At 57.3% G+C, this 25,712-nt stretch carries 21 protein-coding genes and 2 pseudogenes; 14 read left to right on the forward strand and 9 right to left on the reverse strand.

All coding sequences use genetic code 11. The features are described 5' to 3' along the window. Positions 1-103: 103 nt before the first annotated feature. Complete coding sequence (locus ACYU0X_RS13790) at positions 104-4,330, reverse strand: choice-of-anchor G family protein (protein ID WP_461901254.1); 4,227 nt, start codon at positions 4,328-4,330, stop codon at positions 104-106. 317 nt (positions 4,331-4,647) lie between these two features. On the opposite strand from ACYU0X_RS13790, the gene ACYU0X_RS13795 reads away from it, so the two are divergent. Continuing rightward, on the forward strand, positions 4,648-5,307 hold the full coding sequence (locus ACYU0X_RS13795; protein WP_461901256.1) for a LuxR C-terminal-related transcriptional regulator: 660 nt from the start codon (positions 4,648-4,650) through the stop codon (positions 5,305-5,307). Positions 5,308-5,324: 17 nt separating this feature from the next. Here the strand turns inward: ACYU0X_RS13795 and ACYU0X_RS13800 are convergent, their stop codons facing one another. From ACYU0X_RS13800 to ACYU0X_RS13810, 3 genes are all read right to left on the reverse strand, one after another. Continuing rightward, positions 5,325-6,065 carry an SH3 domain-containing protein gene (locus ACYU0X_RS13800; protein ID WP_461901257.1) on the reverse strand — a complete coding sequence of 247 codons (741 nt, stop codon included), beginning with the start codon at positions 6,063-6,065 and terminating at the stop codon, positions 5,325-5,327. Positions 6,066-6,140: 75 nt separating this feature from the next. After that, positions 6,141-6,644: a ferritin gene (locus ACYU0X_RS13805; protein WP_418907383.1), complete on the reverse strand. Its 504-nt coding sequence runs from the start codon at positions 6,642-6,644 to the stop codon at positions 6,141-6,143. Between the two features lie 141 nt (positions 6,645-6,785). After that, entirely contained in the window at positions 6,786-9,185 is a 2,400-nt protein-coding gene (locus ACYU0X_RS13810; RefSeq protein WP_461901258.1) for a Tex family protein, read from the reverse strand. Positions 9,186-9,242: 57 nt separating this feature from the next. Here ACYU0X_RS13810 and ACYU0X_RS13815 point away from each other — a divergent pair, with 57 nt between their 5' ends. Both ACYU0X_RS13815 and ACYU0X_RS13820 read left to right on the forward strand, forming a co-directional pair. Then, entirely contained in the window at positions 9,243-9,602 is a 360-nt protein-coding gene (locus ACYU0X_RS13815) for a hypothetical protein (RefSeq protein ID WP_309410519.1), read from the forward strand. Continuing rightward, positions 9,602-9,997 carry an RNA-binding S4 domain-containing protein gene (locus ACYU0X_RS13820; protein WP_309410518.1) on the forward strand — a complete coding sequence of 132 codons (396 nt, stop codon included), beginning with the start codon at positions 9,602-9,604 and terminating at the stop codon, positions 9,995-9,997. Before ACYU0X_RS13815 ends, ACYU0X_RS13820 begins: the two co-directional genes overlap by 1 nt. On the opposite strand, the gene ACYU0X_RS13825 is transcribed toward ACYU0X_RS13820, so the two are convergent. Next, on the reverse strand, positions 9,994-11,949 hold the full coding sequence (locus ACYU0X_RS13825) for a S9 family peptidase (protein WP_461901261.1): 1,956 nt from the start codon (positions 11,947-11,949) through the stop codon (positions 9,994-9,996). The genes ACYU0X_RS13820 and ACYU0X_RS13825 overlap by 4 nt on opposite strands. Before the next feature lie 75 nt (positions 11,950-12,024). Between ACYU0X_RS13825 and ACYU0X_RS13830 the strand changes: the two genes are divergently transcribed. Then, positions 12,025-12,546, forward strand: a complete 522-nt coding sequence (locus ACYU0X_RS13830; protein ID WP_461901263.1) for a DUF1697 domain-containing protein — start codon at positions 12,025-12,027, stop codon at positions 12,544-12,546. 47 nt (positions 12,547-12,593) lie between these two features. Next, the gene (locus ACYU0X_RS13835; RefSeq protein ID WP_309410515.1) at positions 12,594-13,247 is read left to right on the forward strand and encodes a trimeric intracellular cation channel family protein; all 654 of its coding nucleotides are present in this window, start codon (positions 12,594-12,596) and stop codon (positions 13,245-13,247) included. On the opposite strand, the gene ACYU0X_RS13840 is transcribed toward ACYU0X_RS13835, so the two are convergent. Further along, positions 13,244-14,503: an MFS transporter gene (locus ACYU0X_RS13840; RefSeq protein WP_461901265.1), complete on the reverse strand. Its 1,260-nt coding sequence runs from the start codon at positions 14,501-14,503 to the stop codon at positions 13,244-13,246. The two genes, ACYU0X_RS13835 and ACYU0X_RS13840, sit on opposite strands and share 4 nt — an antisense overlap. Before the next feature lie 17 nt (positions 14,504-14,520). Beyond that, positions 14,521-15,072, reverse strand: a complete 552-nt coding sequence (locus ACYU0X_RS13845; RefSeq protein WP_461901267.1) for a TetR/AcrR family transcriptional regulator — start codon at positions 15,070-15,072, stop codon at positions 14,521-14,523. A 117-nt stretch (positions 15,073-15,189) separates the two neighbouring features. Between ACYU0X_RS13845 and ACYU0X_RS13850 the strand changes: the two genes are divergently transcribed. From ACYU0X_RS13850 to ACYU0X_RS13860, 3 genes are all read left to right on the forward strand, one after another. Further along, positions 15,190-16,707 carry an MFS transporter gene (locus ACYU0X_RS13850; protein WP_461901269.1) on the forward strand — a complete coding sequence of 506 codons (1,518 nt, stop codon included), beginning with the start codon at positions 15,190-15,192 and terminating at the stop codon, positions 16,705-16,707. A gap of 284 nt (positions 16,708-16,991) precedes the next feature. Next, positions 16,992-17,195: a cold-shock protein gene (locus tag ACYU0X_RS13855; RefSeq protein WP_309410511.1), complete on the forward strand. Its 204-nt coding sequence runs from the start codon at positions 16,992-16,994 to the stop codon at positions 17,193-17,195. A gap of 119 nt (positions 17,196-17,314) precedes the next feature. Continuing rightward, entirely contained in the window at positions 17,315-18,298 is a 984-nt protein-coding gene (locus ACYU0X_RS13860) for an LLM class flavin-dependent oxidoreductase (RefSeq protein ID WP_461901271.1), read from the forward strand. A gap of 249 nt (positions 18,299-18,547) precedes the next feature. Here the strand turns inward: ACYU0X_RS13860 and ACYU0X_RS13865 are convergent, their stop codons facing one another. Further along, entirely contained in the window at positions 18,548-19,798 is a 1,251-nt protein-coding gene (locus tag ACYU0X_RS13865) for an MFS transporter (RefSeq protein ID WP_461901272.1), read from the reverse strand. A gap of 205 nt (positions 19,799-20,003) precedes the next feature. Here ACYU0X_RS13865 and ACYU0X_RS13870 point away from each other — a divergent pair, with 205 nt between their 5' ends. The 6 genes and pseudogenes from ACYU0X_RS13870 (at position 20,004) to ACYU0X_RS13895 (ending at position 24,207) form a co-directional block, all read left to right on the forward strand. Then, positions 20,004-20,468: an Lrp/AsnC family transcriptional regulator gene (locus ACYU0X_RS13870; protein WP_309410508.1), complete on the forward strand. Its 465-nt coding sequence runs from the start codon at positions 20,004-20,006 to the stop codon at positions 20,466-20,468. Between the two features lie 111 nt (positions 20,469-20,579). Beyond that, entirely contained in the window at positions 20,580-20,813 is a 234-nt protein-coding gene (locus tag ACYU0X_RS13875; RefSeq protein ID WP_418907392.1) for a hypothetical protein, read from the forward strand. A 33-nt stretch (positions 20,814-20,846) separates the two neighbouring features. Continuing rightward, positions 20,847-21,002 (forward strand): annotated as a pseudogene (locus tag ACYU0X_RS13880) (helix-turn-helix domain-containing protein); the annotation flags it as partial. A gap of 24 nt (positions 21,003-21,026) precedes the next feature. Next, complete coding sequence (locus tag ACYU0X_RS13885; protein ID WP_461902812.1) at positions 21,027-21,740, forward strand: LysR substrate-binding domain-containing protein; 714 nt, start codon at positions 21,027-21,029, stop codon at positions 21,738-21,740. Next, positions 21,709-22,776, forward strand: coding sequence for an enoyl-CoA hydratase/isomerase family protein (locus tag ACYU0X_RS13890; RefSeq protein ID WP_461901274.1), 1,068 nt, complete (start codon positions 21,709-21,711; stop codon positions 22,774-22,776). The genes ACYU0X_RS13885 and ACYU0X_RS13890 overlap by 32 nt, the downstream gene beginning before the upstream one ends. 270 nt (positions 22,777-23,046) lie before the next feature. Continuing rightward, complete coding sequence (locus tag ACYU0X_RS13895) at positions 23,047-24,207, forward strand: hypothetical protein (protein ID WP_461902833.1); 1,161 nt, start codon at positions 23,047-23,049, stop codon at positions 24,205-24,207. 38 nt (positions 24,208-24,245) lie between these two features. On the opposite strand, the pseudogene ACYU0X_RS13900 reads toward ACYU0X_RS13895, so the two are convergent. Beyond that, a pseudogene (locus tag ACYU0X_RS13900) lies at positions 24,246-25,169 on the reverse strand (choice-of-anchor A family protein); the annotation flags it as partial. Positions 25,170-25,712 lie beyond the last annotated feature (543 nt).

Here is a 25,712-nt window from a genome sequence, read left to right on the forward strand (position 1 = left end):
AAAACACTGACAACACATGCTGGCTGACAATGGTGTCCTTAAATCGAAGGATGAGGGGCACCACGAAAAGTGGTGCCCCTCTCCCTAACGCAAACGCGTGTCGTTAGCTGACGCGACGCTTACGTGCAACCAACGCGCTGGCAATACCGGCTGCGATCAACAAGATCGCGCCGATTCCGATCACCATCGCACCGTTGCTACCAGTTTCGGCCAGCGAGTTTGGCTTCTTACTGCCGTTCGCGCCGTTATTGGCAGAACCATCCGAACCATTTGCACCGTTGTTCGAATTGGTGTTGTCACCAGTGTTCGCGTCGGTGTTATCGCCCGAGTTATCAGCGGTGTTCGCGTCAGTGTTCTCTGCAGTGTTCACGTCAGTGTTCTCCGCCGAGTTATCAGCAGTGTTCACATCGGTGTTCTCCGCCGAGTTATCAGCAGTGTTCTCGTCAGTATTCTCTGCAGTGTTCACATCGGTGTTCTCCGCCGAGTTATCAGCAGTGTTCTCGTCAGTATTCTCTGCAGTGTTTACATCGGTGTTCTCCGCAGTGTTCACGTCGGTGTTCTCCGCAGTGTTCACGTCGGTGTTATCACCAGTGTTCACATCGGTGTTATCACCAGTGTTCTCAGCCGAGTTATCAGCAGTGTTCACATCGGTGTTATCACCAGTGTTCTCAGCCGAGTTATCAGCAGTGTTCACATCGGTGTTATCACCAGTGTTCTCAGCCGAGTTATCAGCAGTGTTCTCAGCCGTGTTGTCTGCGGTCGAGTCTTCCTTCGCAACGACGGTGAAAGTGGTGAAGTCGTAGTCACCCGACTGATCTGTCGCAACGACGATGTAGTTGCCAAGCTCGAGATCAGTCGAGTCAACTTCAAAGCTGATCTCACCGTCACCATTGGCACTGACAGAGGCAGGAATGCCCTGGGCAGCAACCTGTGCGTCATTTGACGGCTGCGCGCCCAAGTACGTCATGGAAATTTGAACTTCACTATCTGCAGTGAATTTCTTTCCGGTTACAACGCCAACCTCACCCTTTACTAGACGGTTTGGGGTGATATCAATTGCAACGTGACGCTTGGTAGCTTCCTTCTTGACCTCGAAGTACTCAGTGAACGTCTTGCCGGTCTCGTTGTCGGTTACTTCTACAACGTAGATACCTTCGTCTAGACCGTCAGTCTTGATGACTTCCTTGAAGTGTCCGTTCTCGTCCACAACAACTTCGAAGCTCGGCACCTTTTCTTCGCCATCTGAGTTCTTCACCACGACTTCGACCGTGCCGTTTGGAGTGAACTTGTCACCGATTACATTGACGTCTTCGCCTGGCTCGACGCTACCGGGGACGACGGTCACCTGAGGATGTGCCGAATTATCTGCAGTATTGTCTGCAGAGTTATCAGCAGTGTTCACCTCGGTGTTGTCACCGGTGTTCACATCAGTGTTGTCCGCAGTGTTCGCTTCGGTGTTCTCAGCCGAGTTTTCAGCAGTGTTCTCAGCCGAGTTATCAGCAGTGTTCACGTCAGTATTGTCCGCAGTGTTCACGTCAGTGTTCTCTGCCGAGTTATCAGCGGTGTTCACCTCAGTGTTGTCACCGGTGTTGTCTGCAGTGTTCACATCAGTGTTTACATCGGTGTTGTCACCGGTGTTCACATCAGTGTTTACATCGGTGTTGTCACCGGTGTTCACATCGGTGTTGTCACCGGTGTTCACATCGGTGTTGTCCGCAGTGTTCACATCGGTGTTGTCCGCAGTGTTCACATCAGTGTTCTCTGCCGAGTTATCAGCGGTGTTCACCTCAGTGTTGTCACCGGTGTTGTCTGCAGTGTTCACATCAGTGTTTACATCGGTGTTGTCACCGGTGTTCACATCGGTGTTGTCCGCAGTGTTCACATCGGTGTTGTCCGCAGTGTTCACATCAGTGTTCTCTGCCGAGTTATCAGCGGTGTTCACCTCAGTGTTGTCACCGGTGTTGTCTGCAGTGTTCACATCAGTGTTTACATCGGTGTTGTCACCGGTGTTTACATCGGTGTTGTCACCGGTGTTTACATCGGTGTTGTCACCGGTGTTTACATCGGTGTTGTCACCGGTGTTCACATCGGTGTTGTCCGCAGTGTTCACGTCAGTGTTCTCTGCCGAGTTATCAGCGGTGTTCACCTCAGTGTTGTCACCGGTGTTCTCTGCAGTGTTCACATCAGTGTTCACATCGGTGTTGTCCGCAGTGTTCACATCGGTGTTCTCTGCCGAGTTATCAGCAGTGTTCACATCGGTGTTCTCTGCCGAGTTATCAGCGGTGTTCACATCGGTGTTCACCTCAGTGTTGTCACCGGTGTTCTCTGCAGTATTGTCCGCAGTGTTCACATCGGTGTTCACCTCGGTGTTATCACCGGTGTTGTCGGCAGTGTTCACATCGGTGTTATCACCGGTGTTGTCGGCAGTGTTCACATCGGTGTTGTCAGCAGTGTTGTCCGCGGTGCTTTCATCGGCCACCGTGAAGTTCACTTCATCGGACGTATTACCGTCCGTTGCGGTGACGGTGTGTGGGCCTGGTGCCACGTCGACAAACTCGGTGCTCCACTTGCCTTCTCCGTCTACCTGGACGGTCTGCGGCGTACCACCGTCGATTGACACCTCAATTTCGGTGTTGGGCTCGGCGGTGCCTGTTACAGGAACAGTGCTGCCGATTACCTCTTCACCCTCACCTGGAGTCAGGATATCCACTGGTGCAATGACTGGATCTTCATCCAATGCACGTACTGCCGACGTTGCTAGCGAGATCTTTGCCGCCTGCGCCGAAGGCAACAAGGTCAGAGTCAGTGCTGAGACATAAACTCCCTCGGTGCCGGAAAGATCCTTCGCACCTTGCTCGTTCAAGGTAATCGAAAGCAACTGCGCAATGACATCATCGAGCACCGGCGCCAGCGGAGTGACCACCGAAGTCACAATGCCATCGACCGCAGGCTTCACCGCTCCAACAGCATCAGTCAGTAGCGTCCCTACAACCGGGCGCACAATATCCACTACTGCGCTAAGCAATGGTGCAACCAACGAACCGAGCCCGGATCCAATTACCTGTGGCGAGTTGCCACTGGTTCCCGCGAAATCACCCAAGCTACCCACAACCTGGACGCCAACATTGCCAACCAAGAGGCTGACATCCAAGTCAATAACCAGTTGAACCTCGTTAATGGCAGCAACCAGTTTGTCATTCAGGTCTGTTGCAACGTTGCTCAATACGGTCGTTAGCTCGGTGGTGATAGCTTCGATCATCGGCTGGCTCAGTAGCTGTGTATTCGGTGCTTGACCATTGAGGTCTCCACCCACGAGCTTGGCTAGGTCGACCGTCACCTCACCTGTTCCCAGATCCACGGAGACCAAACCGGTGTCCGAGGTAATGACTCCCTGCAGAACTTCGGTCTTGACGACATTCAAAGCGTCATTCAAACCATCGATATGGATCTGCGCGGTGTCTACACCGAGGCCGAGGAGACTAATATTCTCAAGCGAACCAATCAACGAGCTAAGGACGCCACCATCGCCAACTGCGGCATTAAGAGTGGTGCCAGCAACATCAACAACGTTGCCGAGTTCTGTGGTCAATTCGCCCACAGCCGGACTGGTCAAGTTAAGCTTTGCATCGGCAATCGTGTAGTCCCGCGTAACGGTCGTACCGTTCTTTTCGGCGCGCGATGCGAGAGCGCCGAGCTCCAAGTTGGCTTCGCTCAGGATCTGATCGGTCAGACCACTTACGTTCAGCTGATCGAAAAGCTGCGTCAGATCCACACGAGCTGGACCGTTTCCGGAGTCCGGGCTGACGCTGATCGCACCATCCTCAGCAACCGCGCCCGCAGAGCCAATAGCATTAGTCGCGCTTGGAGTGCTCGCGAAACTATGTGCGACACCAAGCTCACCCAGTTCCAGCAGGCCACCGTTTCCAGCGTCGCTGATCAACGGCAGGTTAAGTCCTCCCCCAAGGTCAAGACTCACCGACGAATCAAGCAAGGAGAGATTCAGTGGGTTGCGAACGGGACCCGTCGCGCTCGGGTTGCCTGCCGTGCTCGAAGCAGCATCGGCGAGGTCGATATTAAGCAAGTTAGCGTCAAGGATCTGCCCAAGTGCTTCCGAGTTATCCGTAGGCGCTGCGTTTGCAGCACCTACCACGGGCAAGGCGAAGAGACTTGTTGCCAACGCACCAGCAAGCACGCGCGCGCCGCGCCGTCTCTTTCTGACCTTCACAGGTGATGTATCTACATGCACCGCTACCTCCAGAGTTCGAGTTAAAGAAGAGATTTGGGCAGATTTCGCAAAATCACCCAACCCTAGTTTATTGACACCAGACACTCGTTCACAGGTTTCTTTCAGCCAATTACTCAGGATTCAGGCCAACTTTTTTAGCCGATCGGCTAGTTTGTTTAGTCGAATAGATACTTTCGAGCTATTGCCAAGGCCCAGGTTCCTTGAAACATTGATCAAACCGCGCCGCTTGCGACGTTGCTCAATTGTTATGTCTTAATTTCCAGAAAACTCTATGTTTGGACGAAATCGTCACTCAGTGCGACATAAACTACCTATATAGGGCTGGCCATCTCGTCTCTCGATTCCATCCGCCCACATGTAATCACCCACAGATCGGCGAAGAGATAAGGAAGTAACAGTTCATGGTTCGAGTCGTTCTCGCTGACAGCGACCACTTTTCGCTGGCCGCGATCAACGGATTCCTCGAGTCTGCCCTAGATATCGAGATTATCGAAACTTGTCAGACTGTAGCTGACGCAAGTAAGAGCACTGTAAAGCATAAGCCGGAGATCCTTTTGGTTGAGGCCACCATCCTCGAACCCGATAGCGCCGACGCTTTAGAGTTAGTTCGGCATTCTTCACCAGAAACTAAAACGGTGCTTTTAACCTCTGAAGACGTTCGCACCCTCGCTTTTAGGGCCTTCCATGCGGGCTTTTCTGGCCTTTTATCGAAACGAACCATCAGCAAAGAACTCCCGGGTGCGCTTCGCGTGATTGCAGCTGGATACAAAATCTATGCGCAACCACAAGACGCGCAGGGGCCGACGCCGCGTGCACAGCACCGGACGATTCATAATAATTACTTCGATGCATTAGCCGAGCGCGACCGGCAATTGGTGACCGCGGTTGCTTCGGGATTAACAAATTCGCAGGTCGCCCGCTCATTGCACATTAGTGAAGGTCTCGTGAAGCTCAAGCTGGCTACGATCATGGATCAACTAAAAATCACGAATCGTGTACAGCTCGCGGTCATCGCGACCGAATACGGTCTCGTCACGTCAGCTGAGCTCCGCTCTCGCTGACGTGGATTCTTGGACTTCTAGTACACCGTACGTAGTTGGCTAGCTGGCACCCACATCGTCTCCCCAGATCTTTCTATCTGGCGCCAAGCCCCTTGGCGAGCAATGACCACGACTGCGGTGTCTGCTTGAAGGATTCGAATCAACGAATGATGATCCCCGGGTCCCCGTCGGGCATTGAGTCGAATTGTTGTCAGGGCCCGTTGGTTTGGGATGGGTATCAAGTCACCCGCTACCGGCCGTTTGGGTAACTCGAGGAGATACGTGCTGGCAACCCAGCCTAGCCGTTGCCCAACCTGGACCTTGGTCCAAGCGCCATCCTGCTCTAGCAGCTTCACACCGGTCCCCTGTTCAAGGTGACACAGCACCTGGTGGGCCGTGCCTCGCCCACTGCGAAGCTTCAGGCGTGCCGTCGTCTGGTGTGTGGGTTGTTGCTGGACGAATCGTGAAGACGGTGCAACCGGGCGTTTCGCCGTTGCTTCCTCAGTCTCTGCTTCTTCAACAGCCTTAGTCGGTAACGGTTCGAGGTAAATTGCTACGACCCACCCAAGGCGTCCGTCCACGTTTACATGCGCCCAGGAACCACGAACCTCGAGTAAGACAAGTCCCTGATGCATTTCCAGCGTCGTTTGCACGAGATAGTGCGAACCGGCACCCTTGCGAAGCTTCAGTGGGGCGGTGGTGCGGTGCGTATGCGACGCTACGGAACCATCGTTCCTTGCTGGCCGCTGCCTTGCCCGATACACATCCACCTCTGACATACGAAAACTTGGAGAAGCGGTTCACCGCTTCTCCAAGTTTATTTCATATTCCGTTTACGATTCTCCGCAGTGTCGCTAGGCTTCCTGCGACTGACGAGCACCGAGCTCAGCGTCAAGACGCAGCAAGCCGGCACCGTTGTCACCGATCATGCGTACGCGGTCGAGAATCTCTCCCACGGTTGCTTCTTCTTCGACCTGCTCATCGATGAACCAGTGCAGCAATGGCATCGAGTCGATGTCGCTCTCGGTCTGTGCCAGTCGGTACAGTTCGCGGATGGCTTCGGAGACTTTTTGCTCATGGGCCAAGGAAGCCTCGAAGGCATCTGCCACGGACTTCACGTTGAGTGCCGGGGCCTGCTGCTCGCCAATCCGAGGATGCGCCGCCCGGTCCGTCATATGGTTCATGAACTTCTCGGCGTGTACGATCTCTTCGGCGGCCTGCGCCCGGAACCAACCGGCAATGCCCGGTAGGCTCTGGACATCCATCTCAACGGCCAGCTGACGGTAGACCGTCGCAGCGCTCAGTTCGAGGGTTACCTGATTATTGAAGGCTTCTGCCAACTTTCCTGTAAGTTCCATGTACTTACAGTACGACCGATCTAACACCTTGTCATCCAAGTTTGCCCATACTTAGCACGCCAAATATTAGCCGACACTAAGGCGCTGACAAGGCCTTAGTAAAGCCGATACTTACTTTGGTTAGGGTAACCGACCTACCGGCTAGCCCAGCCCGGCACGCTTGAGCGCCTCAGCCATCGCGGTGTTCGCGGTGCCTTCGCGCCGTGGCGCTTTGGGCCGGGATCGGCCGGATTTATCTGCTCCGGACCCCGTCCGTTCGCGCATTGGACGGCCGGTGCCTGTAGCGGAACGTGTAGGGGTCTCGGTGCCGGGCAGTTCGTCGTCCAAGCGCAGGGTGAGGGAAATGCGTTTGCGCACCGGGTCAACTTCGAGCACTTTGACCTTTACGATCTGCCCCGAGGTCACCACCTCGCGCGGATCTGAGATGAACTTCCTGCTCATCGCCGAGACATGGATTAGCCCATCCTGATGCACCCCGAGGTCTACGAAGGCACCGAATGCCGCCACGTTGGACACCGTGCCTTCCATGATCATCCCCGGTTTCACATCTGCGAGGGTTTCCACACCGTCCTTGAGCGTAGCGGTGACGAATTCGCCGCGTGGGTCTCGTCCTGGGCGCTGCAACTCGGCAATGACGTCCCGGATCGTGGGCTCGCCAAAATTATCGGTAATGAACTCGCGTGGGTCCAACTCGTCGAGCCGTCGTCCAGAATCCGCCGAAGCATGCTGGAGCTGCTTGGCTAGCGTGTAGGCCTCGGGGTGCACGGCGGAAGCATCCAGTGGTTCGCTACCACCGGTGATGCGCAAGAATCCCGCGCACTGCTCGAATGCCTTGGCGCCAAGCCGTGGAACTTTGAGCAGGTCCTTGCGGCAAGCGAATCGCCCGTGCGCGTTGCGGTGCTCAACGATATTCCGCGACAGGAGCGGTCCTACGCCGGCGACACGGGAGAGCAAGGCTGCGGAGGCGGTGTTCACATCCACCCCCACCGCGTTGACGCAGTCTTCAACCACCGCGTCTAGCGCCCGGTCGAGCTTCGAACCCGTGACGTCGTGCTGGTACTGCCCCACTCCGATCGACTTCGGATCGATTTTCACGAGTTCAGCCAGCGGATCTTGGAGGCGTCGGGCAATCGATACCGCTCCGCGAAGGGAGACGTCGAGGTCGGGCAGTTCTTCGCTGGCGAGTTCGGAGGCTGAGTAGACCGAGGCCCCTGCCTCGGAAACGATCACCTTGCGTGCCGCTGCGCCGGTCAGGGCACGGATCACCTCTGCGGCCAAACGATCGGTTTCACGTCCGGCTGTTCCATTACCCACGGCAATGAGCTCAGTGCCATAGGTTGTGGCCAGACGCGTGAGTACCGCAATGGATTCGTCCCATTTACGAGCGGGTGCGTGCGGGTAGATGGTGGCAGTTTCCACGACCTTGCCGGTCGTATCGACCACGGCAACCTTAACGCCGGTACGTAGCCCCGGGTCCAGGCCGAGCACGGCCTTATTTCCGGCCGGCGCCGCGAGCAATACATCGCGTAGATTGGCTGCAAAAATCTTCACCGCCGCGTCTTCGGCAGCCTCGAATAAACGGGTTCGCAGGTCAGATTCGAGGCGAGTCAGCAAGCGTGCCTTCCACGCCACACGAATGGACTGGTTCAACCATTTGCCGGCTGGCTTGCTCGGATCTGCCGCCACGCCCAAGGCTGAGGCAATCGCCCGCTCGTAGCCAGCGCGGGCTTCGGCCACAGCAGCCTCATCGCGCGGATCGGCCTCAGCCAACTGCAAGTTCAGCACGCCTTCACGCTCACCGCGTAGCAGCGCCAGTACCCGGTGGGATGGAAGCGAATCGAGGTCCGCGGCATAGTCCAGGTAATCCGCGTACTTTCCTTGGCCCTCGGCCGTGGCGCCCGCGCTGGCGGTAGCCCCAATCTTTCCCGAAGTCCACAAACGCTCCCGGAGCTCTCCGGCGAGAGTTACATCTTGAGCTACACGCTCGGTGAGAATCGAACGCGCACCGGAGAGTGCATCCATCGTTGTTGCAAACCCGGCGTCGGCGTTCAAGTACTGGGCGGCCAGCTGCTCCGGGTCGAGGTTCTCATCGCCCAACAGACTATCGGTCAGTGGTTCGAGCCCGGCTTCGCGTGCAATCTGCGCCTTGGTGCGACGCTTGGATTTGAAGGGAAGGTAAAGGTCTTCCAGCTCGGCCTTGCTACCGGCGGCGGCAATGGAAGCCGCGAGGGTCTCGTCGAGTTTCCCTGCCTGTTCAATGGCCTGACGGATGGTGGCACGACGGTCCTCCAGCTCACGCAGGTAACGCAGCCGGTCCTCGAGCAAACGAAGCTGGCTATCGCTCAGTCCGCCGGTCACTTCCTTGCGATAGCGGGCGATAAAGGGCACGGTGGATCCGGAATCCAGAAGCTCTACGGCCGCGCTGACCTGCCAATGGGCCACTGGCGACTCGACGGACAGTTCCTCGGCTAGCTGCCGGATCATTCGTTGTTCTGCACTGCTCACCGCACCATTGTGCCCCACCGAGGCCGACGCATTCATGATCAACTCGGCCGATATACAGCACATCCCAAACCTCCAGTCGTAGACTTTATTGCCATGGGGAAACTACTTCGACGCACCTGTCTTACCGCGGGATGCGTGGTGACGCTGGGGATACTGGTCACGGGATGTTCTGTGGTGGAAGATACCGCCAGCTCGGCCGCGCAGCAGCTTTCGCAAGCCGCGAGCGAGGAGCTTTTACGACAGGCCTGCGCACCAATTCAAGACGGCACGATTGATGCTAACGAGCTGAAGGTTCTAGGATCGATCGTGCAAAGTGTCAATGGAGGCGGATTGCCCGAGCCGCTGGTCGACGTGCTCCGCGAACTGGCCGAACAGGGTGATCAGGCTCCGCGCGCCCTGCAAGATAAGCTCATCAATGCGTGCGCCGATGCGGGGGTCGGAAACGGAGAATAATGCAGGACATCCCCACTAGCGGCAAGATCCGCCTCGATGCGTGGCTCTGGGCAGTGCGCATCTACAAAACTCGCTCCGCTGCCACCACCGCGTGCCGTGCAGGACACGTCAAACTCAACGGCGCCCCGGTTAAGGCATCACAACCGGTCGTGGTCGGCGACCGGTTGCGTGTACGCAAGGACGGGTTCGATCGTGAGCTTGAAGTGACGGGACTACTCGCTAAACGTGTCGGTGCCTCGGTTGCCGTCCGTTGCTATCTGGACCATAGTGAACCGCGGCAGAAACCGATCATCCCCAATGTGCCGATACGTGAACGCGGCGCAGGACGACCCACCAAGAAAGACCGGCGCGAACTCGACCGGTTACGCGCCAGCTGGCAGGATTTGGAACTCTAGCTCCCGGTCAACGTCAGGCTCGGCACGTCGGCGTCGAACCCGAAAATCTGAGCATAGAAGGCCAGCGACGTCTCCAGCGCGGCAATGATGTTCTGTGCCTTGCGGAATCCGTGTTGTTCCCCCTTGAACAGTACATATGCGTACGGGATACCTCGCTCGGCGAGCGCGTCTGCCACCACCTGGGATTGAGCCGGCGGTACCACCTTGTCCTCATCTCCCTGCAACAACAGCACCGGGCACCCGATCTGCGCGACGTGGTTAATTGGTGCACGTTGCGCATATAGGTCGGCGGCTTCGGGGTAAGGGCCCACGAGCGAGTACATATAGTGCGACTCAAAGTCGTGAGTATCCTCGACAAGTCCTACCAGATCGGAGACCCCATAGCGGCTGATCCCGGCGGTGAAACGCTGCGTATTGGTCAACGCACTCAGCACGGTCCAGCCGCCGGCGCTGCCGCCTTCGATGCCGACGCGGTTGGGGTCTGCAATCCCTTGTTCAACCAGCGCGTCGATGACGGCAACGGTGTCGTCGACGTCCACCACACCCCATTGGCCACGTAAGCGATTGCGATAGGCCCGCCCATAGCCAGTGGAACCGCCGTAGTTCACATCAACCACCCCGATACCGCGCGAGGTGTAGTAGGCGATCGCAGTGGAGAGTTTGGCTTGAGCTTGAGCGGTAGGGCCACCGTGAACCATGGTGACGAAAGGCGGTAACTCGCCGTCGAGTCCGGTATACCCGGCATTGCGCGGCCGGTAGAGCAGTGCGTGTACGGGCTGGCCGTGGGCGTTGCGGCACTCGAACTCTTCCACGGCGGGCAGCAGGGAAGGCTCAGGCAACCGCTCAATGCTGTGCGCCAGCGGTCGGTGCTCGAGGGTTTCGAGATTGAGCAGGGTGATTTGCTCGCCAGCTGACATCGATGAGGTGGCCGCTAGTAACCAATTGTCGCGAACATCTAACGGGCGAAGGCCGGTGAACGGCAGCGGCAGCTCGTGCAATCCGCCGGTGTCCACATGCAACCTGGCCAGTGCTCCGGTGCCGCGCCCATAGGTACACAGCAGTTCATGACGAGACTCCACCAGATACCAGCGTGTGCCGACCTGCCACAGCGGTCCGGCGAATTCGCTATCGCGAGCAATGAGTCGCGTGGTTCGCCCGCTGGAAACTTGGTAGAGGTACGGGTTCCACCAGCCGGACATGTCGGAGATGAAACCGATACGATCGGCGTCGACCCACTCGGGTTGCATAATCGATTCGGCCGGGCCTCCGGCGATCACGGTATCGGGAAGCACTCCCCCATCCGCCCACTCCGCTAGGTGTAGCTCGGTGCCGTCCCAGGGCATGTTCGGGTGCTCCCAGCTGATCCAGCAAATCTTTTCACCGGTGGGGTTCAGGCGTGGATAGGCTACAAATCGCGCCGGGGCGCTGAGCCTGCGTATTTGCTCGACCTGATCGGAGGCACTCCCATCCAGTGGTAGCTGAACGATATGGCGCACTGGTTCGGAAGATTGATCCTCCATGATGGCCAGCACGCTTCCGCTGGGGCCAATACTGAAGTCGGCGAATCGCAACAGTGGTTCCCCGTCGCGTCGACTCTCGGGAGTGAGCACCTGTGTGGTTCCATCGGCCAGAGAGAGACGGTAAACCCGCTGGTCAGCGAAATTACTGAAGATAACCGCGTTGGCCTCGTCAATCAGCAACCAGCTGGCGCCGCCATATTCGTGGACCCGGCTACGTACGTTGAATGGTGCGGGCACCAGTTCTTTTTCGGTGCCGCCTTCGGCCAAGGGCTGCTGCACCAGGGTGACACGCCCGCCCTCGCTGGGGCGCCCTTGTTGGATGATGGCGGAGTCTTGGTAGAAGCATGCGCCACCGAGCGGGATGGTCCCGGCAGCTACGTCGGCGGCGGTGATGGTCGATGGCCATGAGCCATATGGGCGCTGAGTGAGCATAGTCCCGATCCTAGCGAGTCTTCGGACCGTCATGGAATCTCGACAAACCCCGGGGCATCGGCTTCGATGGGACTCATGGAAAGCTATGTGGTGTTTTTGCGCGGTATTAATGTCGGTGGAGTGAAGGTTCTCATGAAAGAGCTGGCACAGCTTCTGAGCGACGGTGGTTTCCACTCGGTACGTACCGTGTTGGCCACTGGCAACGTGCTACTCGAGAGTTCACTAGCCACGGCGGCCGAGGTACAGGATCGCTGCGACCAGCTGCTGGCCGAGAAGTACGGGCGCCCGCTGGAAACTCTCGTTTTCGCAAGCTCGCAGGTGTTGGACTTGGCGTCGGACTTTCCGCTGTCGGCCGACGGCACAGAACACCGGTACTTAACCTTGTGCGCAGAAGATGCCGAAGTACTAGGCGAGTTTCTGCCCCCCGACAATAGCTGGCAGGCGAACGGACCATACTTGTACTGGCTGGCGCCCAAGGGCGGCACCACCGATGCCCCGGTGTCCAAGGCACTGACAAAGGCCGCCCGGCGTCACCTCGTCACCACCCGCAATTTCAACACTATTGAGAAACTCGCCGAACTGATCCGTCAGCAATAGGCGCAGCCACTGTCCATACATTTTCTCTTACGCCAGGATATTCAAGCATGATGATCACCATGGAACTCGTGGGCATTTTCTTCTTTGCCGTCGCGGGTTCGTTGATGGCTGCACGCCGCGGTTTCGACATTCTCGGTTCGGTATTTCTTGGAGGGGTATGCGGTCTCGGAGGCGGTGTAGTGCGCGACCTGATCCTGAATCAGGCACCGGCAACGTTTCAGAATCCGGTGTATTTCACCCCTGCTATATTGGCTGCGCTCTGCGTTTACGCACTGACACCGTCGGTACAACGGCTCCACCGTCTTATCCTCGTCTTCGATGCCGGAGGCCTGGCGCTATTCAGCATGACCGGCACCCTCAAGGCCTTAGACAATGGCGTCAATCCAGTCACGGCAATTTTGCTCGGAGTGATCACCGCCGTGGGCGGTGGACTGTTGCGAGATGTGATTTCCAATGTGACACCGGATCTTTTCAATCCCGGTGATATCTATGCGATTCCCGCGATTCTCGGAGCCGCACTCTCGGCGCTGGCTTGGCACCTTGAAATTTTTCAGCCTGCGGTGGCGATTGCCATCGGCAGCACCACATTCCTGTTGCGCCTCTGTGCCCTGCGCTTTAACTGGCGCATTCCGATGGCAGCCGGGCACTGGTATCGCCAGCAATCACCACCACCGATGGGTGGGCCGCAGCGGCACTTTTAGTCAATCTCCTGCAGGCTGGGTTCGCGCTGAGCACCCTCTGCGACATCCTCAATGGTGCGCGGCGCGTTGATCATGAGAGCCCCGGTCAGCATGACAATAATGCACAGCCCCATCATGGCAAACGCTACCGCCCAGGACCCAGTCGCCTGCTGCACAATACCGAAGAGCAGGGGGACGATTCCGGCCCCGGCGTAGCCGATACCCTGCGCGAAACCAGAAAGTACGCCGGAGCCGTAGGTGGTACGCGAGCGAAGGTTCATCATCAACAACGCAATAGCGAAAGTTCCCTGCCCAAGCCCCGCCATCACTACCCACAGCGCAGTGCCTTGTGTCGGTGAAAGGTAAATCCCAAAATGCCCGATGATCCAGCAACAGGTGAAGATCAGCACCGCAGCAAGCGGTCGCTTAAGCCGTGGTACCCACAGCGGCACGAGCAGGCTTACCGGGAGTCCAAGGATTGCGAAAAGAGCCAGCATGTTCCCGGCGGTCGCTTCGCCCACGCCCATGGTGTGCAGGTAGGGAGGTAGCCAGGTGAAATACACGTATGTCTGTGCGGAGTTTCCCGCTAAGTAGATAGCCAGTCCCCAAGCAACCTTGTTGGTCCAGGGATTTATGCGGCGTTCCGGTGCTACCACTTGGGCGGTGCCAGCTGCTGGATTCGCGACGCGCGCGTGCTGTCGATTGGCGGCGAGTTGAATGACCCAGGGCACCAACACCATGGTCGAAAGCAATGCCCATGCTCCCACCGAATACCGCCAGTTACTGGCATCGGCCATCGGCACGGAAAATTGCGGTGCTACCCATGTCCCCACCGCGATCAGCGTGACATACCCGCTCGTGACGAGCCCAATGTGGTCGGGAAAGTACTTCTTAACCAACGGTGGTAAGACGACATTGCCAATACCGTAGCCGCAGAGAGTCACAATCGACAGCGCCAGAAACGTGTACACGTCGGCCATGAACGCGCGAGCTACTTGCCCGAATACCGCTAACGCCACGGAGAGCAGTAGCGTGCGCTCAAGTCCCAGCGCCCGGATCAAGCGCGGGGTCAATAGGCCAAAGATGGCAAAGGTTAGTGGGGCCAGCATGGCCAGTAACCCAGTTGTGAACTCGGTGAATTCTAGGTCTACCCCGATCCTGCCGAGCAGCGGGGGAACCGAAACGACGGCTGCACGAAGGGACAGGGCCATGAGCAAGATTCCCAACAGTGCTCCGATACGCCCACGCATCTGCCCGGAAGATCTAACTGCGCTCACGTGCCACGGTCCCTTAACTAGTTGCCACGACCCAACTTTTTGAGTTCTGGGATCAACTCTAGTAACTCCCCTAGCTGCCCTTCCAAATTCTTTTGGTACCAGCCGCCCGGCATTGCGCAATGCGTATAGAGACCTTCACCAATCAGCATGACCATATTGGCAATACGCTCATCCCCGAGATGCTTGGTCAGCATTTCGTACCAGCGTTGCTGGACCGTACCCAAGTGAGCGATGGCCGCCTCATTGCCGTCCTGCGCCAGACGCTGGACAGCGATGAATTGACGATCGAATTCGCCATTCACGGTCGCGGAGGTTCTTACGTAGTATGTGGCCGCACCTTCAGGCGCCTCGTCCATAAGGCGCAAATCTTCTTGGATGACTTCTTCACTGAAGTCGATGACGGCTTGGGCTAGCGATTCCTTCGAAGCAAAGTGATAGAGCAGGCCGCCTTTGGAGACACCAGCTCGGGCCGCCGTGGCCTCCATGGTGGCCGAACCTACCCCGTCCGTGCACAGCAGATCAATGTAGGCTTCCAAAACTTTCCTGCGGGCTAGCGCCGGGCGTGCCATGCGGGCTCCTAAGCAAACGAGTATCAGTGATCAACTGAACAATACTTCAATTGTAACTGTACCGTCCGGACGGTATAGTTATGATCGTTCCTACAACACTAAAGGCTGATATCCATCATGAGTTCCCCTACCATCGACGCAATCCCCACCCTGGGCCGTGCCCGTCGCTGGGCGGCCTTGGCCGTTCTCATGTTCCCGGTCCTCTTGGTTTCCGTGGACAACACGGTCCTGTCCTTCGCCGTCCCCGCCATTTCCGCTGCGCTGGCACCCACCGGCACGCAATTATTGTGGATTATTGACATTTATCCACTAATCCTTGCTGGTCTATTGGTTCCCATGGGCTTCTTCGGGGACCGTATCGGCCGCCGAACTGTCCTGCTCATCGGCGCCATTGGGTTCGCCGCAGTTTCAGCGCTGGCAGCATTTGCCACGGATCCAAATCAATTAGTGATCGCACGAGCCCTTCTGGGTATTTTTGGCGCCATGCTCATGCCGGCCACGCTCTCTTTGATCCGCAATATCTTCCTCGACGACCGGGAGCGTCGCGTAGCCATTGCCATCTGGGCTGCCGCGTTCTCTGGCGGCGCGGTCCTCGGCCCCATCATTGGCGGTCTACTGCTTGAGCATTTCTGGTGGGGTTCGATCTTCCTCATGGCCGTGCCGATGTTGTTGCCCTTGCTCATCGGCGGGCTACTGCTACTCCCGAATTCCAAAGACCCAAAGCCAGGCCGTGTCGACCCGGCGTCTATTGCCCTCGTGGTGCTGACGCTGCTGCCGTTCGTCTTTGCGATCAAGTCCTTCTCGAGCGACGGGTGGTACGTTTCCGTCGCCGCCATCGCCGTGGCGGTACTTTCGGGCACTGCATTCGTTCGACGCCAGCTGGCCACGGAGAATCCAATGTTCGATGTTCGACTTTTCACCAATGGCGCCTTTTCCGGCGCACTGTTGGTGAACCTCATCGGAGTTTTCTCCCTAGTTGGATTCATTTATTTCGTCTCTCAACACCTGCAGCTAATCGCCGGATATAGCCCGTTGGAAGCCGGCCTGATGATGACTCCTGGCTTGGTGTTGACCATGGCCTTCGGCCTGATCTCGGTGTACTTCTCAAACCGCTTTGGGTCACCGAACGTCATGATCTGTGGGCTCTTGCTCTCGGCGACCGCTTATGCACTCGTGATGTTTGCCGGCTCCAACGGTAACGTCGCCTGGATTATGGTCGCATTCTGCGTTCTTGGTTCCGGCGTGGGTATGACCGAGACGCTGTCTAACGACATGGCCCTCGGGGCGGTTCCACCAAGCAAGGCCGGTGCCGCATCGGCCATCAGCGAGACCGCTTATGAAGTCGGCTCCGTACTTGGCGTTGCAGTGCTCGGCACGATCTTGAACGCGGTCTACGCAGCCCGCGTGGTCATTCCGCAAGGCGTCAATCCGGACCAGGATTCCGCCGCTCGTGAAACCCTGAGCGGCGCGCAGACCCTCGCCGAACAGCTCCCGGAAGCTCAAGCTCTATCGCTGATGGAGTCGGCGGCACACGCGTTCGATTTTGGGGTACTTATCACATCGTTGATCGCCGCCGCACTGGCCGTGCTCGCCGCGCTCCTAGTGGTACGTGTAATCAAGCCTTCACTGCGGTAAACGTGTCCCAACCCTTTACCAAAATTTAGATTAACTAGGGAAAAGTTATTCCCAAGTGGCTTGGGAGCAAGTAAGCTAGAGACTGTAGTTCCTAAGTAATTCGCGAAGTACCCGTTAGAAGTTTGTGAATGTCCAACCTTTCCGGTTGACGCTAGCCCCTTCTATGACGTGAAGTGAATGACTTGGCTGCTTCTCCAGTTCGTCAAGATTTCTTGATGAGCTGAAACAGAGTCAACCAAGATCACCGTCAGGTGGCAGTACGTCTGAAAGGACACCCTATTAATATGGCAACCGGAATCGTCAAGTGGTTTAACGCTGAAAAGGGCTTCGGCTTCATCGCTCCGGACAGCGGCGACCCCGATGTATTCGCACACTTCTCCGCCATCCAGACCAATGGTTTCCGCACCTTGGACGAGGGCCAGAAGGTTGAGTTCGAGGTAGTCGAGGGCCCGAAGGGCCTGCAGGCTTCGGACATTCGCGCACTGTAACTTACACAGCGCTTAGCTAGGCCGGGGCAACCGTACGGTTGCCCCGGCCTTTGCATATGCAGCCGCGGGTGTGACCTGATTATCGGAATACCGCGGCGTACTTATGGGTTGTCAAAAGTGTGAAGCTTTCGATCTTAGACCTAGCCCCCATTTCCCCCGAGTCGACGATCGCCGATTCATTTCATTCCTCGGTGCGGCTAGCCCAGCTGGCCGAACGTTCTGGATACGAACGAGTTTGGTACGCCGAACACCACAACATGTCGACGATTGCCTCGAGCGCCACATCGCTGCTCATCGGCCACGTAGCGCACCACACCGAGCACATCAGGCTCGGTTCCGGAGGCGTCATGCTTCCAAACCACTCCCCACTGGTCATTGCCGAGCAGTTCGGAACACTCAAGGAACTCTTCGGCGACCGCATAGACCTTGGGCTGGGCCGCGCCCCCGGCACCGACATGAACACTCTGCGCGCATTACGTCGGGACCCGAGCGCCGCAGATTCATTCCCCCACGATGTTCTGGAACTTCAGGCTTACCTGGCCGGCGAATCACGCATCGCCGGCGTGCGCGCCATCCCCGGGGATGGAACGAAGGTACCTCTCTATATTCTGGGCTCGTCTCTCTTTGGCGCGAAGTTGGCCGCGCAGCTTGGCTTGCCCTACGCCTTCGCCTCTCACTTCGCCCCGGCGGCATTACATGATGCAGTCGCCGCGTACCGCTCTGAGTTCCGCCCATCCGCGCAGCTGGCGGAACCATATGTCATCGCCGGAGTTGGCGTCATCGCAGCAGATACCCCAGAAGACGCTCACCGACTACGGACAGAGGCTGAACGTCACCGAGTAGCAGCGTTCCTTAACCGCAATAAGGATCGTTCCCTGAGTGAAGCAGAAATCGACATGCTCATGCAGACGCCGCAGGCCGAGCAGATTATCGACATGATGCGGTACACCGCCGTGGGAACAGGCGAAGTCGTCGCTGACTACCTCCGACACTTTGCCACCACAGCCCAAGCCGATGAGTTGATCACCGCGCATCACCCAATTCGGGAAGAGGATCGGCTTAGGTCGGTGCATGTAACCGCTCAGGCTTGCGCTCTGGCTTAGACGTGGGACGTTGCTCGTGAAGCTTGCCGGAGGCTCCGGCAAACTTTACGAGCAATACCAAGTCCTCTGCGCTGGCACGATATCTGGCCGGATTCCGGATTTCCGTGTGGACCGAGATCGTCTGCTGGTAAGTTTCGCGTCAATTAGTCCGCACTGCCCTGATGAGGCAGTGAACGTGGACGGCTTGAGCCGTGGCTCTGGCTGTCTGGGGCCGGTGCCGATCCGCCCCCAGTATTCTGCTCTTAGGGCTTAACTCTGACGCACTTTTTCGGCCGAAAGCTGACGCTTCGCTGCGATTGCTAAACCTAGCGCCAATACGGCACATGCGACAGAGAATGTCATAGTGCTGGGGACTAATCCAAAGACGCCAGCTGCCCAGCCCAAACCGATCACTGGAACCGCACTGCCGAGATAAGTCACCACGTAAATCGTTGACACAGTGCGTGCATGCCATGAGGTTTCGACAGCGTCAACGGCGCGGGAAAAGGCCGCTCGGAAAGAAATACCTTGTCCAACACCAATCAAGATCATCGCGAAAACAGCCAACCCTAGGATCTCGGCTTCAGCGGCAAATGCCAAGAGAATAACGCCGCCTCCGAGGATCAACAATCCGCCCGGTAGTTGCCTGTCGCCACCACGGACGAACACCTGCGTTAACGCTGCAACTCCCAACGGAAGGCCGGCAAGCAGCCCGATCGCCGGGAGCGAATGTAGCCCAAACGCCTGGGCCATGTAACCTGGGGCCAGCGACAGCACGAATCCAAACACCGCGAAGCTCAGGAAACCCACCATGCAGGCGATCACGGCGCGCGGACGAGCCTCAGCCGGGACGCCTAAGCCTCGTGGGGCCAAGGCACGCTTACGCTCCCCTGCCGAGGCTATGGCAATCGCCGGTCGTGCCTGTAAAAGACTTAGTGGCACCAAGATAAGTAGCAGTAAAACTGCCTGCACCATAAACACTGAATGACGGCCTCCAGGAAGCAACGCAAGCAGGCCTCCGAGTAGCGGGCCAACGGCTACTCCACCGGAGGATGTCAGCAGGGTAAAACGTGAGGCCCACTGAGGCTTGGAAGGCAATAGCTCGCGGAGCGCTGCCGAGCTGGCTCCGGTTGCCAGCGCTACACCCGCTCCTTGCAGACCACGCCCTAGACACAATTCGGTCAATGAATCAGCCGAAGCAAAAACCAAGGTACCGGCCAACGAGAGCGCCACCGCTAACACAAGCGCTGCTCTGCGTCCGATGTGATCCGACCAGTGTCCAACGGTGCAAAGAAAAAGGATCAGACTACATACGTAGCTGGCGAATGCGACAGTCGTGCCCATGGGCCCAAGCGACAGTTGGCTCTGCAACTGCGGATAAAGCGGCGTAGCCAGGTTGGCGCCAATAAGGAGCAACGACATCGCCGACATAGTGATCACCAGTCGGGTCGTAAAACCAGGATTCCAGGTGAGGTTACGCGGCACGGCAGGGCGCATACGCAGTTCACTGATGACGGACACAGCGGCTCTTCCATGATGGTGAGTGGAACGGGAACCCTCTGAACCGGATAGGCCAAAGGATTTGAGCGTTCTGTTTCGAATGATGGCTCGATACAGATCTTTCTCTCACTAATATGCGTGATAGCCGAGCAATGAGGCATAATCTGATGCTGTACTTGAGCACGATAGTCAAAATAGCTAGCTTGAACGGTGTGTGATTGGGCAGATGTTGCGATTGGACGCAGTCGACCGAAAGATCCTTCTGGCGCTCATCGAAGATCCGCGGATCCAAGTTTCGGAGCTTGCGGACAAGGTAGGAGTCGCTCGTAACACAGCACAAAGCCGACTTCGACGCCTTGAAAATGCGTCGGTGCTTCGCCACGGAGGCCGAGATGTTGATCTCGCCAAACTCGGCTATGACGTACTTGCCTTCGTCACCTTGGAAGTCAACCACCGCGAACTAGACTCAGTAATTACCGCACTGCGCCATATTCCCAATGTCTTAGAGATTCATGAGACCTCCGGCCAGGGCGACGTGTGGGTGCGCCTAGCGACAACCGATACACATCAGCTGCAGTCCGCGTTGCGCCACATTCTACGAATCAAGGCAGTGACTCGATCCTCAACGACCTTGGCGCTGCACACGCACCTTCCCTACCGCACAGCTCCACTCCTAGAAAATGCCCCCTGAAAATACCTTAATGTCAATGCTTTAACTTCCGCTTCGCGAGGCCTACTGTAGAGCTAACGAGAACCCGTGGGGCCTTCTCCTAGCCGGTCCCACTTGGCAAAGGAGAACGCCATGAGCAGGGAATTTGAACCATTGGACTTTGCCCCGCAGTACGGCAACGACATCTATGAGCCGGATGACGGACGCGACTCACAGGCTTATGAAGGATCCAGCGACATGCCCGAAACCATGCGCAATATCGATCCATTGTCCACGCGTAGTTACCTCCTCGATGACGAGCTAGAGAGCGAAACCGATCTAGACAATGAATTTACCGAGGAAGAGAACAACGATGTCGATGAATGATGCCTCGTTAGACTTGTACACGTGATTAATCCCGTGCACCTGCGCACACTGCTTGAAGTAGTTGCCCACCGGTCCTTCGCCACCGCCGCCACGCGGCTGGGATACACCGCGAGCGCGGTGTCCCAGCAAATGACTGCGCTAGAACGCAGTGTCGGTACCACCCTCTTCGTTAGAGGTGCGCGTTCTATTAGTCCGACCCCCGGGGCCCTACGCATGGTCCGCCATGCCAAGCGCGTTCTCACCGATCTCGACGCTCTTATGGCGGACGTGGCCACAGCCGCTCACGGATCGCAGGACCGGGAAGAGATCAAGCTCGGTATCTTTCCGTCGCTGGCAACCTATGCACTTCCTCAAATTCTCACGGCCGATGATTGGCCGGGCTTGGGAATCAATTTGCGCCTGTGGATCGGCGAACCCCAACAAACCGTCGCTGGCTTGGGCAGCGGAGGCGATCTAGACCTCGCCCTGATCTTCCAAGTTGGACCAGGCGGTTTAACCTGGCCAGCGTCGCTCGAACGCACTTGGCTGGGCGATGACAATTTCCGAGTTGTAATCCCTGCGTCATGGCCGATAGGCGACGATTCCCAACTCACGGTAGATCAGTTGGCCGAATGGCCATGGATTCTGCATCACCCGGGAACCTCAGACGCTACGCTCATCGCGCGACTTTTCGCTTCCTATAACATCCATCCCCAAGTAGCCGCCTACTGCGATGATTTCAACGCGTCTCTACATCTTGTTTCTTCTGGTTTAGGTGCAGCACTCGTACCAGATCTAGCAATGGCTCAAGCACCTGCGGGAATTCGCGTCGTAGACGCCCCGGAAATCCGATTGGCGCGATCGATCTTCGCGCTGAAACCCGAAAACTCCAAGAAGCCAAAGGCCAATCTGGTGCTTGACCGCTTGGCTCAAATACTGGCTAATTAACGAGAGACGAATATTGACTGACTTGGTGCGCGCTACCGTCCGTGACCGTATCGGACACTGCGAATTGAATCGTCCACACAAACTCAATGCCTTGAACTTCGAGATGTTGCAGGCACTCGACGAAGTACTGCATCGCTGGGCTGATGACAGTTCAGTCGAGATGGTAGTTCTAACTGGCGCAGGAGAACGTGGGTTCTGCGCTGGCGGGGACATCGCGGATTTTCACAGAGCTGTGACGACGGGACACCACTCGGATTTTATAGAGCTCCTGGCCCTAGAGTTCAAAGTTGATCTGCTTCTTTCAAAGTATCCAAAGCCACTTGTAACGGTGGCTCACGGCATAACCATGGGCGGAGGAATCGGTCTAGCCAGCCACGCTCCAGTGCGCCTAGTGACTGCCACGGCACGAATGGGCATGCCCGAAGCCAAAATCGGATACACCCCTGACGTTGGAGGAAGCCATCTCCTTGCTATGGCACCAGGTCACATGGGCGAGTACTTTGCGATGACAGCAAACTCATTTACTGGAGCCGATGCGCCCTATCTTGGCTTTGCTGATGCGGTTGTTAGCGAAACATTTGCCGAGAATGCGCTGGACGAGCTAAGTGACTTTGTGGGTCTTGGCAGCGCAGAAATTACTGCAGCCGTTGAAGTCCTCCACGGTGCTCCGGAATCACATCGCATGGACACGGAGTTGGGATGGATCGATCATGCTTTCAGTGCCGAAAGCCCTGTCGAAGTGGTTGACCGGCTTAGGGACATGGCGCATCCCAATGCCGCTAAGGCGCTGGCTATGATCGAGGCGAACTCTCCCACGAGCGTGTCATCGGCTTTCTACTCCGTCCGTGCCGCCCGTGAAGAAGCTAATCTGCAACTCACGCTGGATCGTGAACTCCGCCTAGCTGGCTACCTCATGCATCTACCTGATCTCGCCGAAGGTATTCGAGCACAAGTAATCGACAAGGACAGGAACCCAGCGTGGACTCCTAGTTCGTTACAGGAAGTCGACCGCGAATCCCTCATGCAACCAATGTAATCTCGCGCTGCCACCACTAGGGCTTTAAACAAAGGCGCCAACCGACTTTTACACATCCTCTGGCGGCTTCGACTAGCCAAAAGGTTGATCGTGAAAGTATAAATGCGACAAAGCTGACAGGCACCGAAGATGCCTGCCAGCTTTACTATCTACAGTCGTGATTTCTTACGATGACGCACTACCGTCACAATCCCCGCGGCAAAGAGCAGAAGTCCGGCTCCGAGAATCGGCAAACCAGACATGCCAGTGTCGGCTAGGCCTCCGCTACTAATGCCATTCGAGCTCCCCGCGTTCGGGTTTTCCGAAGGTACTGGCGACTCCGAAGATTCAGGCGAGTCGGTCGGCTCAGGCGAATCAGTCGGCTCAGGCGAGTCGGTTGGTTCCGGCGACACCGACGGCTCAGGCGAATCAGTCGGCTCAGGCGACTCCGACGGCTCAGGAGACACCGACGGCTCAGGAGACACCGACGGCTCAGGCGAATCAGTCGGCTCAGGCGAATCAGTCGGCTCAGGCGACTCCGAAGGCTCAGGCGAGTCGGTCGGTTCCGGCGACTCCGAAGGATCCGGCGAGTCGGTCGGCTCAGGCGACTCCGACGGCTCAGGAGACACCGACGGCTCAGGAGACACCGACGGCTCAGGCGACACCGACGGCTCAGGCGAATCAGTCGGCTCAGGCGAATCAGTCGGCTCAGGCGACTCCGAAGGCTCAGGCGAGTCGGTCGGTTCCGGCGACTCCGAAGGATCCGGCGAGTCGGTCGGCTCAGGCGACTCCGAAGGCTCAGGCGAGTCGGTCGGTTCCGGCGACTCCGAAGGATCCGGCGAGTCGGTCGGCTCAGGCGACTCCGACGGCTCAGGAGACACCGACGGCTCAGGCGAATCAGTCGGCTCAGGAGACACCGAAGGCTCAGGCGAATCAGTCGGCTCAGGAGACACCGAAGGCTCAGGCGAATCAGTCGGCTCAGGCGAGTCGGTTGGTTCCGGCGACTCCGAAGGCTCAGGCGAGTCGGTCGGTTCCGGCGACTCCGAAGGATCCGGCGAGTCGGTCGGCTCAGGCGAGTCGGTCGGCTCCGGCGACACCGAAGGCTCAGGCGAATCAGTCGGCTCCGGCGACACCGAAGGCTCAGGCGAATCAGTCGGCTCCGGCGACACCGAAGGCTCAGGCGAATCAGTCGGCTCCGGCGACACCGAAGGCTCAGGCGAATCAGTCGGTTCCGGCGAGTCGGTCGGCTCAGGCGACTCCGACGGCTCAGGCGAGTCGGTCGGCTCCGGCGAGTTCGTTGGCTCAGGCGACTCCGAAGGCTCAGGCGAATCAGTCGGCTCAGGCGAGTCGGTCGGTTCCGGCGACTCCGAAGGATCCGGCTTTTCAGTTGTTTCTGGCGTTGGAGGCTCGGTGCAGGTGGATGTCGGATCGCCTATAAACGGGAAGTTGTGAAACTCGGAGCCCGCACGATCCTGCACGAGGTTACCCGCAACCCAGATACGGCCGTTTAGGCCAGCTGCAGCCATGGTGGTCGTAGCGGACGAATTAGGAACGATGACGCTACCGGGCACCTGTGCCCCTTCGAGTCGCACATCCTGAGCATCGGGGAAAACCCAAAGAATCTGCGCGGCGAGTTGGCCGAAACGCTGAGAATTCTCCAAGATCAAGCCATTGGCGCTGTCGAACAGGCCTTGGATATTAATGCGCGGAGAGGCTCCCCGGACCTTGATAATGATCGGATCAGCTGGCTCGATGTTGTCACCGATCTGCAACGAGAACTGTGACAAGTGCTCAGCATCGATATCAAACAAGTGGCGTGCAGCGCCCGCGGCACCGTTGAGGCGTAGCGTTCCCCACGAGTTCGTGTACGTACCCTCGGTGTTCAGCTCATGGTTGACATTGTTTTCCGCGAATTGGCGAAGCACCGAGAAGTTATTCTGTGGCCATCCAGCGAAATTCGGCGAGTCCAGCGCACTCTCTCGACCCAGATCTGATTCGACTGTACTGCCGGGTCCTGTCGCAGTGATTTTGCCTGCACCTTGCTGCGCACCGCCAATCGCAACATGTGTCTCAAGGAAGTCACCGCTTGAGTTAATTAGCGACGCTTCGAGCTCACCTGGTCCGCCAAATACGGCCGATCCGCCTACGCGAATGACATCTGAACCAGCGGACGGCATCATCCCCGACCCTGCTCCAACACGGCCTACCGAGTAGGCGCCACTTCCGAAGTTCGCGTCGCCGTTAACAACAAGCTGCCCTTCCAATTCGGCACCTTTGACACGGGAAAAATTGCCGCCAGCATAGACGTTTACGTTCTTGTCGATTGGCTTCGGTTCAACTGTGCCGTTGCCTGCGACAATCCCTAGGCCGCCGCTGGGCATGCACTGCCCGGTCCCTCCACTAGCAGGATCCATCACGGGAACTGCATAGCTCGGGGCTACTGATATGACTAAGGTACTGGCGGCCACCAACGCCGCCAAAGTGCCCCCTAGCAGTTTCTTCGGGCTCACTAATTTAACTCCTTGAGAACGCTCATCTGGGAAAACCTACTGATCGGTAGGAAAGAATGCTAGAAACACTAACAGATCGGTTCTAAGGGAGCCTGAGAGGGCGCTAGTCGACCGGAATTCACTCGGGCCGTTAATTAGCGCCGATCTTTAGATTCCGCGGGGCCTGGCACAAGAATTTGAGGTCACCCCGGAGGTGAAAATAACTCTTGACTAGTTGTTTTAATGACGAATGGGTCACTGATCAGCAGGCGAGCAAATCGCACTTGGACGCGAAGAATCCAACCAATGACTAGTGATGTGGCGTCGATAACGTGGCCAACTACACTCGAATCGTTCGCAGAACGATAAAGAAACTAATCGTGATTAATGCACCCTCGAAGTGCATTTTCTCGCCACTTTTAAGTGCTACTGTGACCGTATTGTTACTTTCGAACAATTCGGTATGCC

The organism is Glutamicibacter sp. X7, assembly GCF_054889245.1.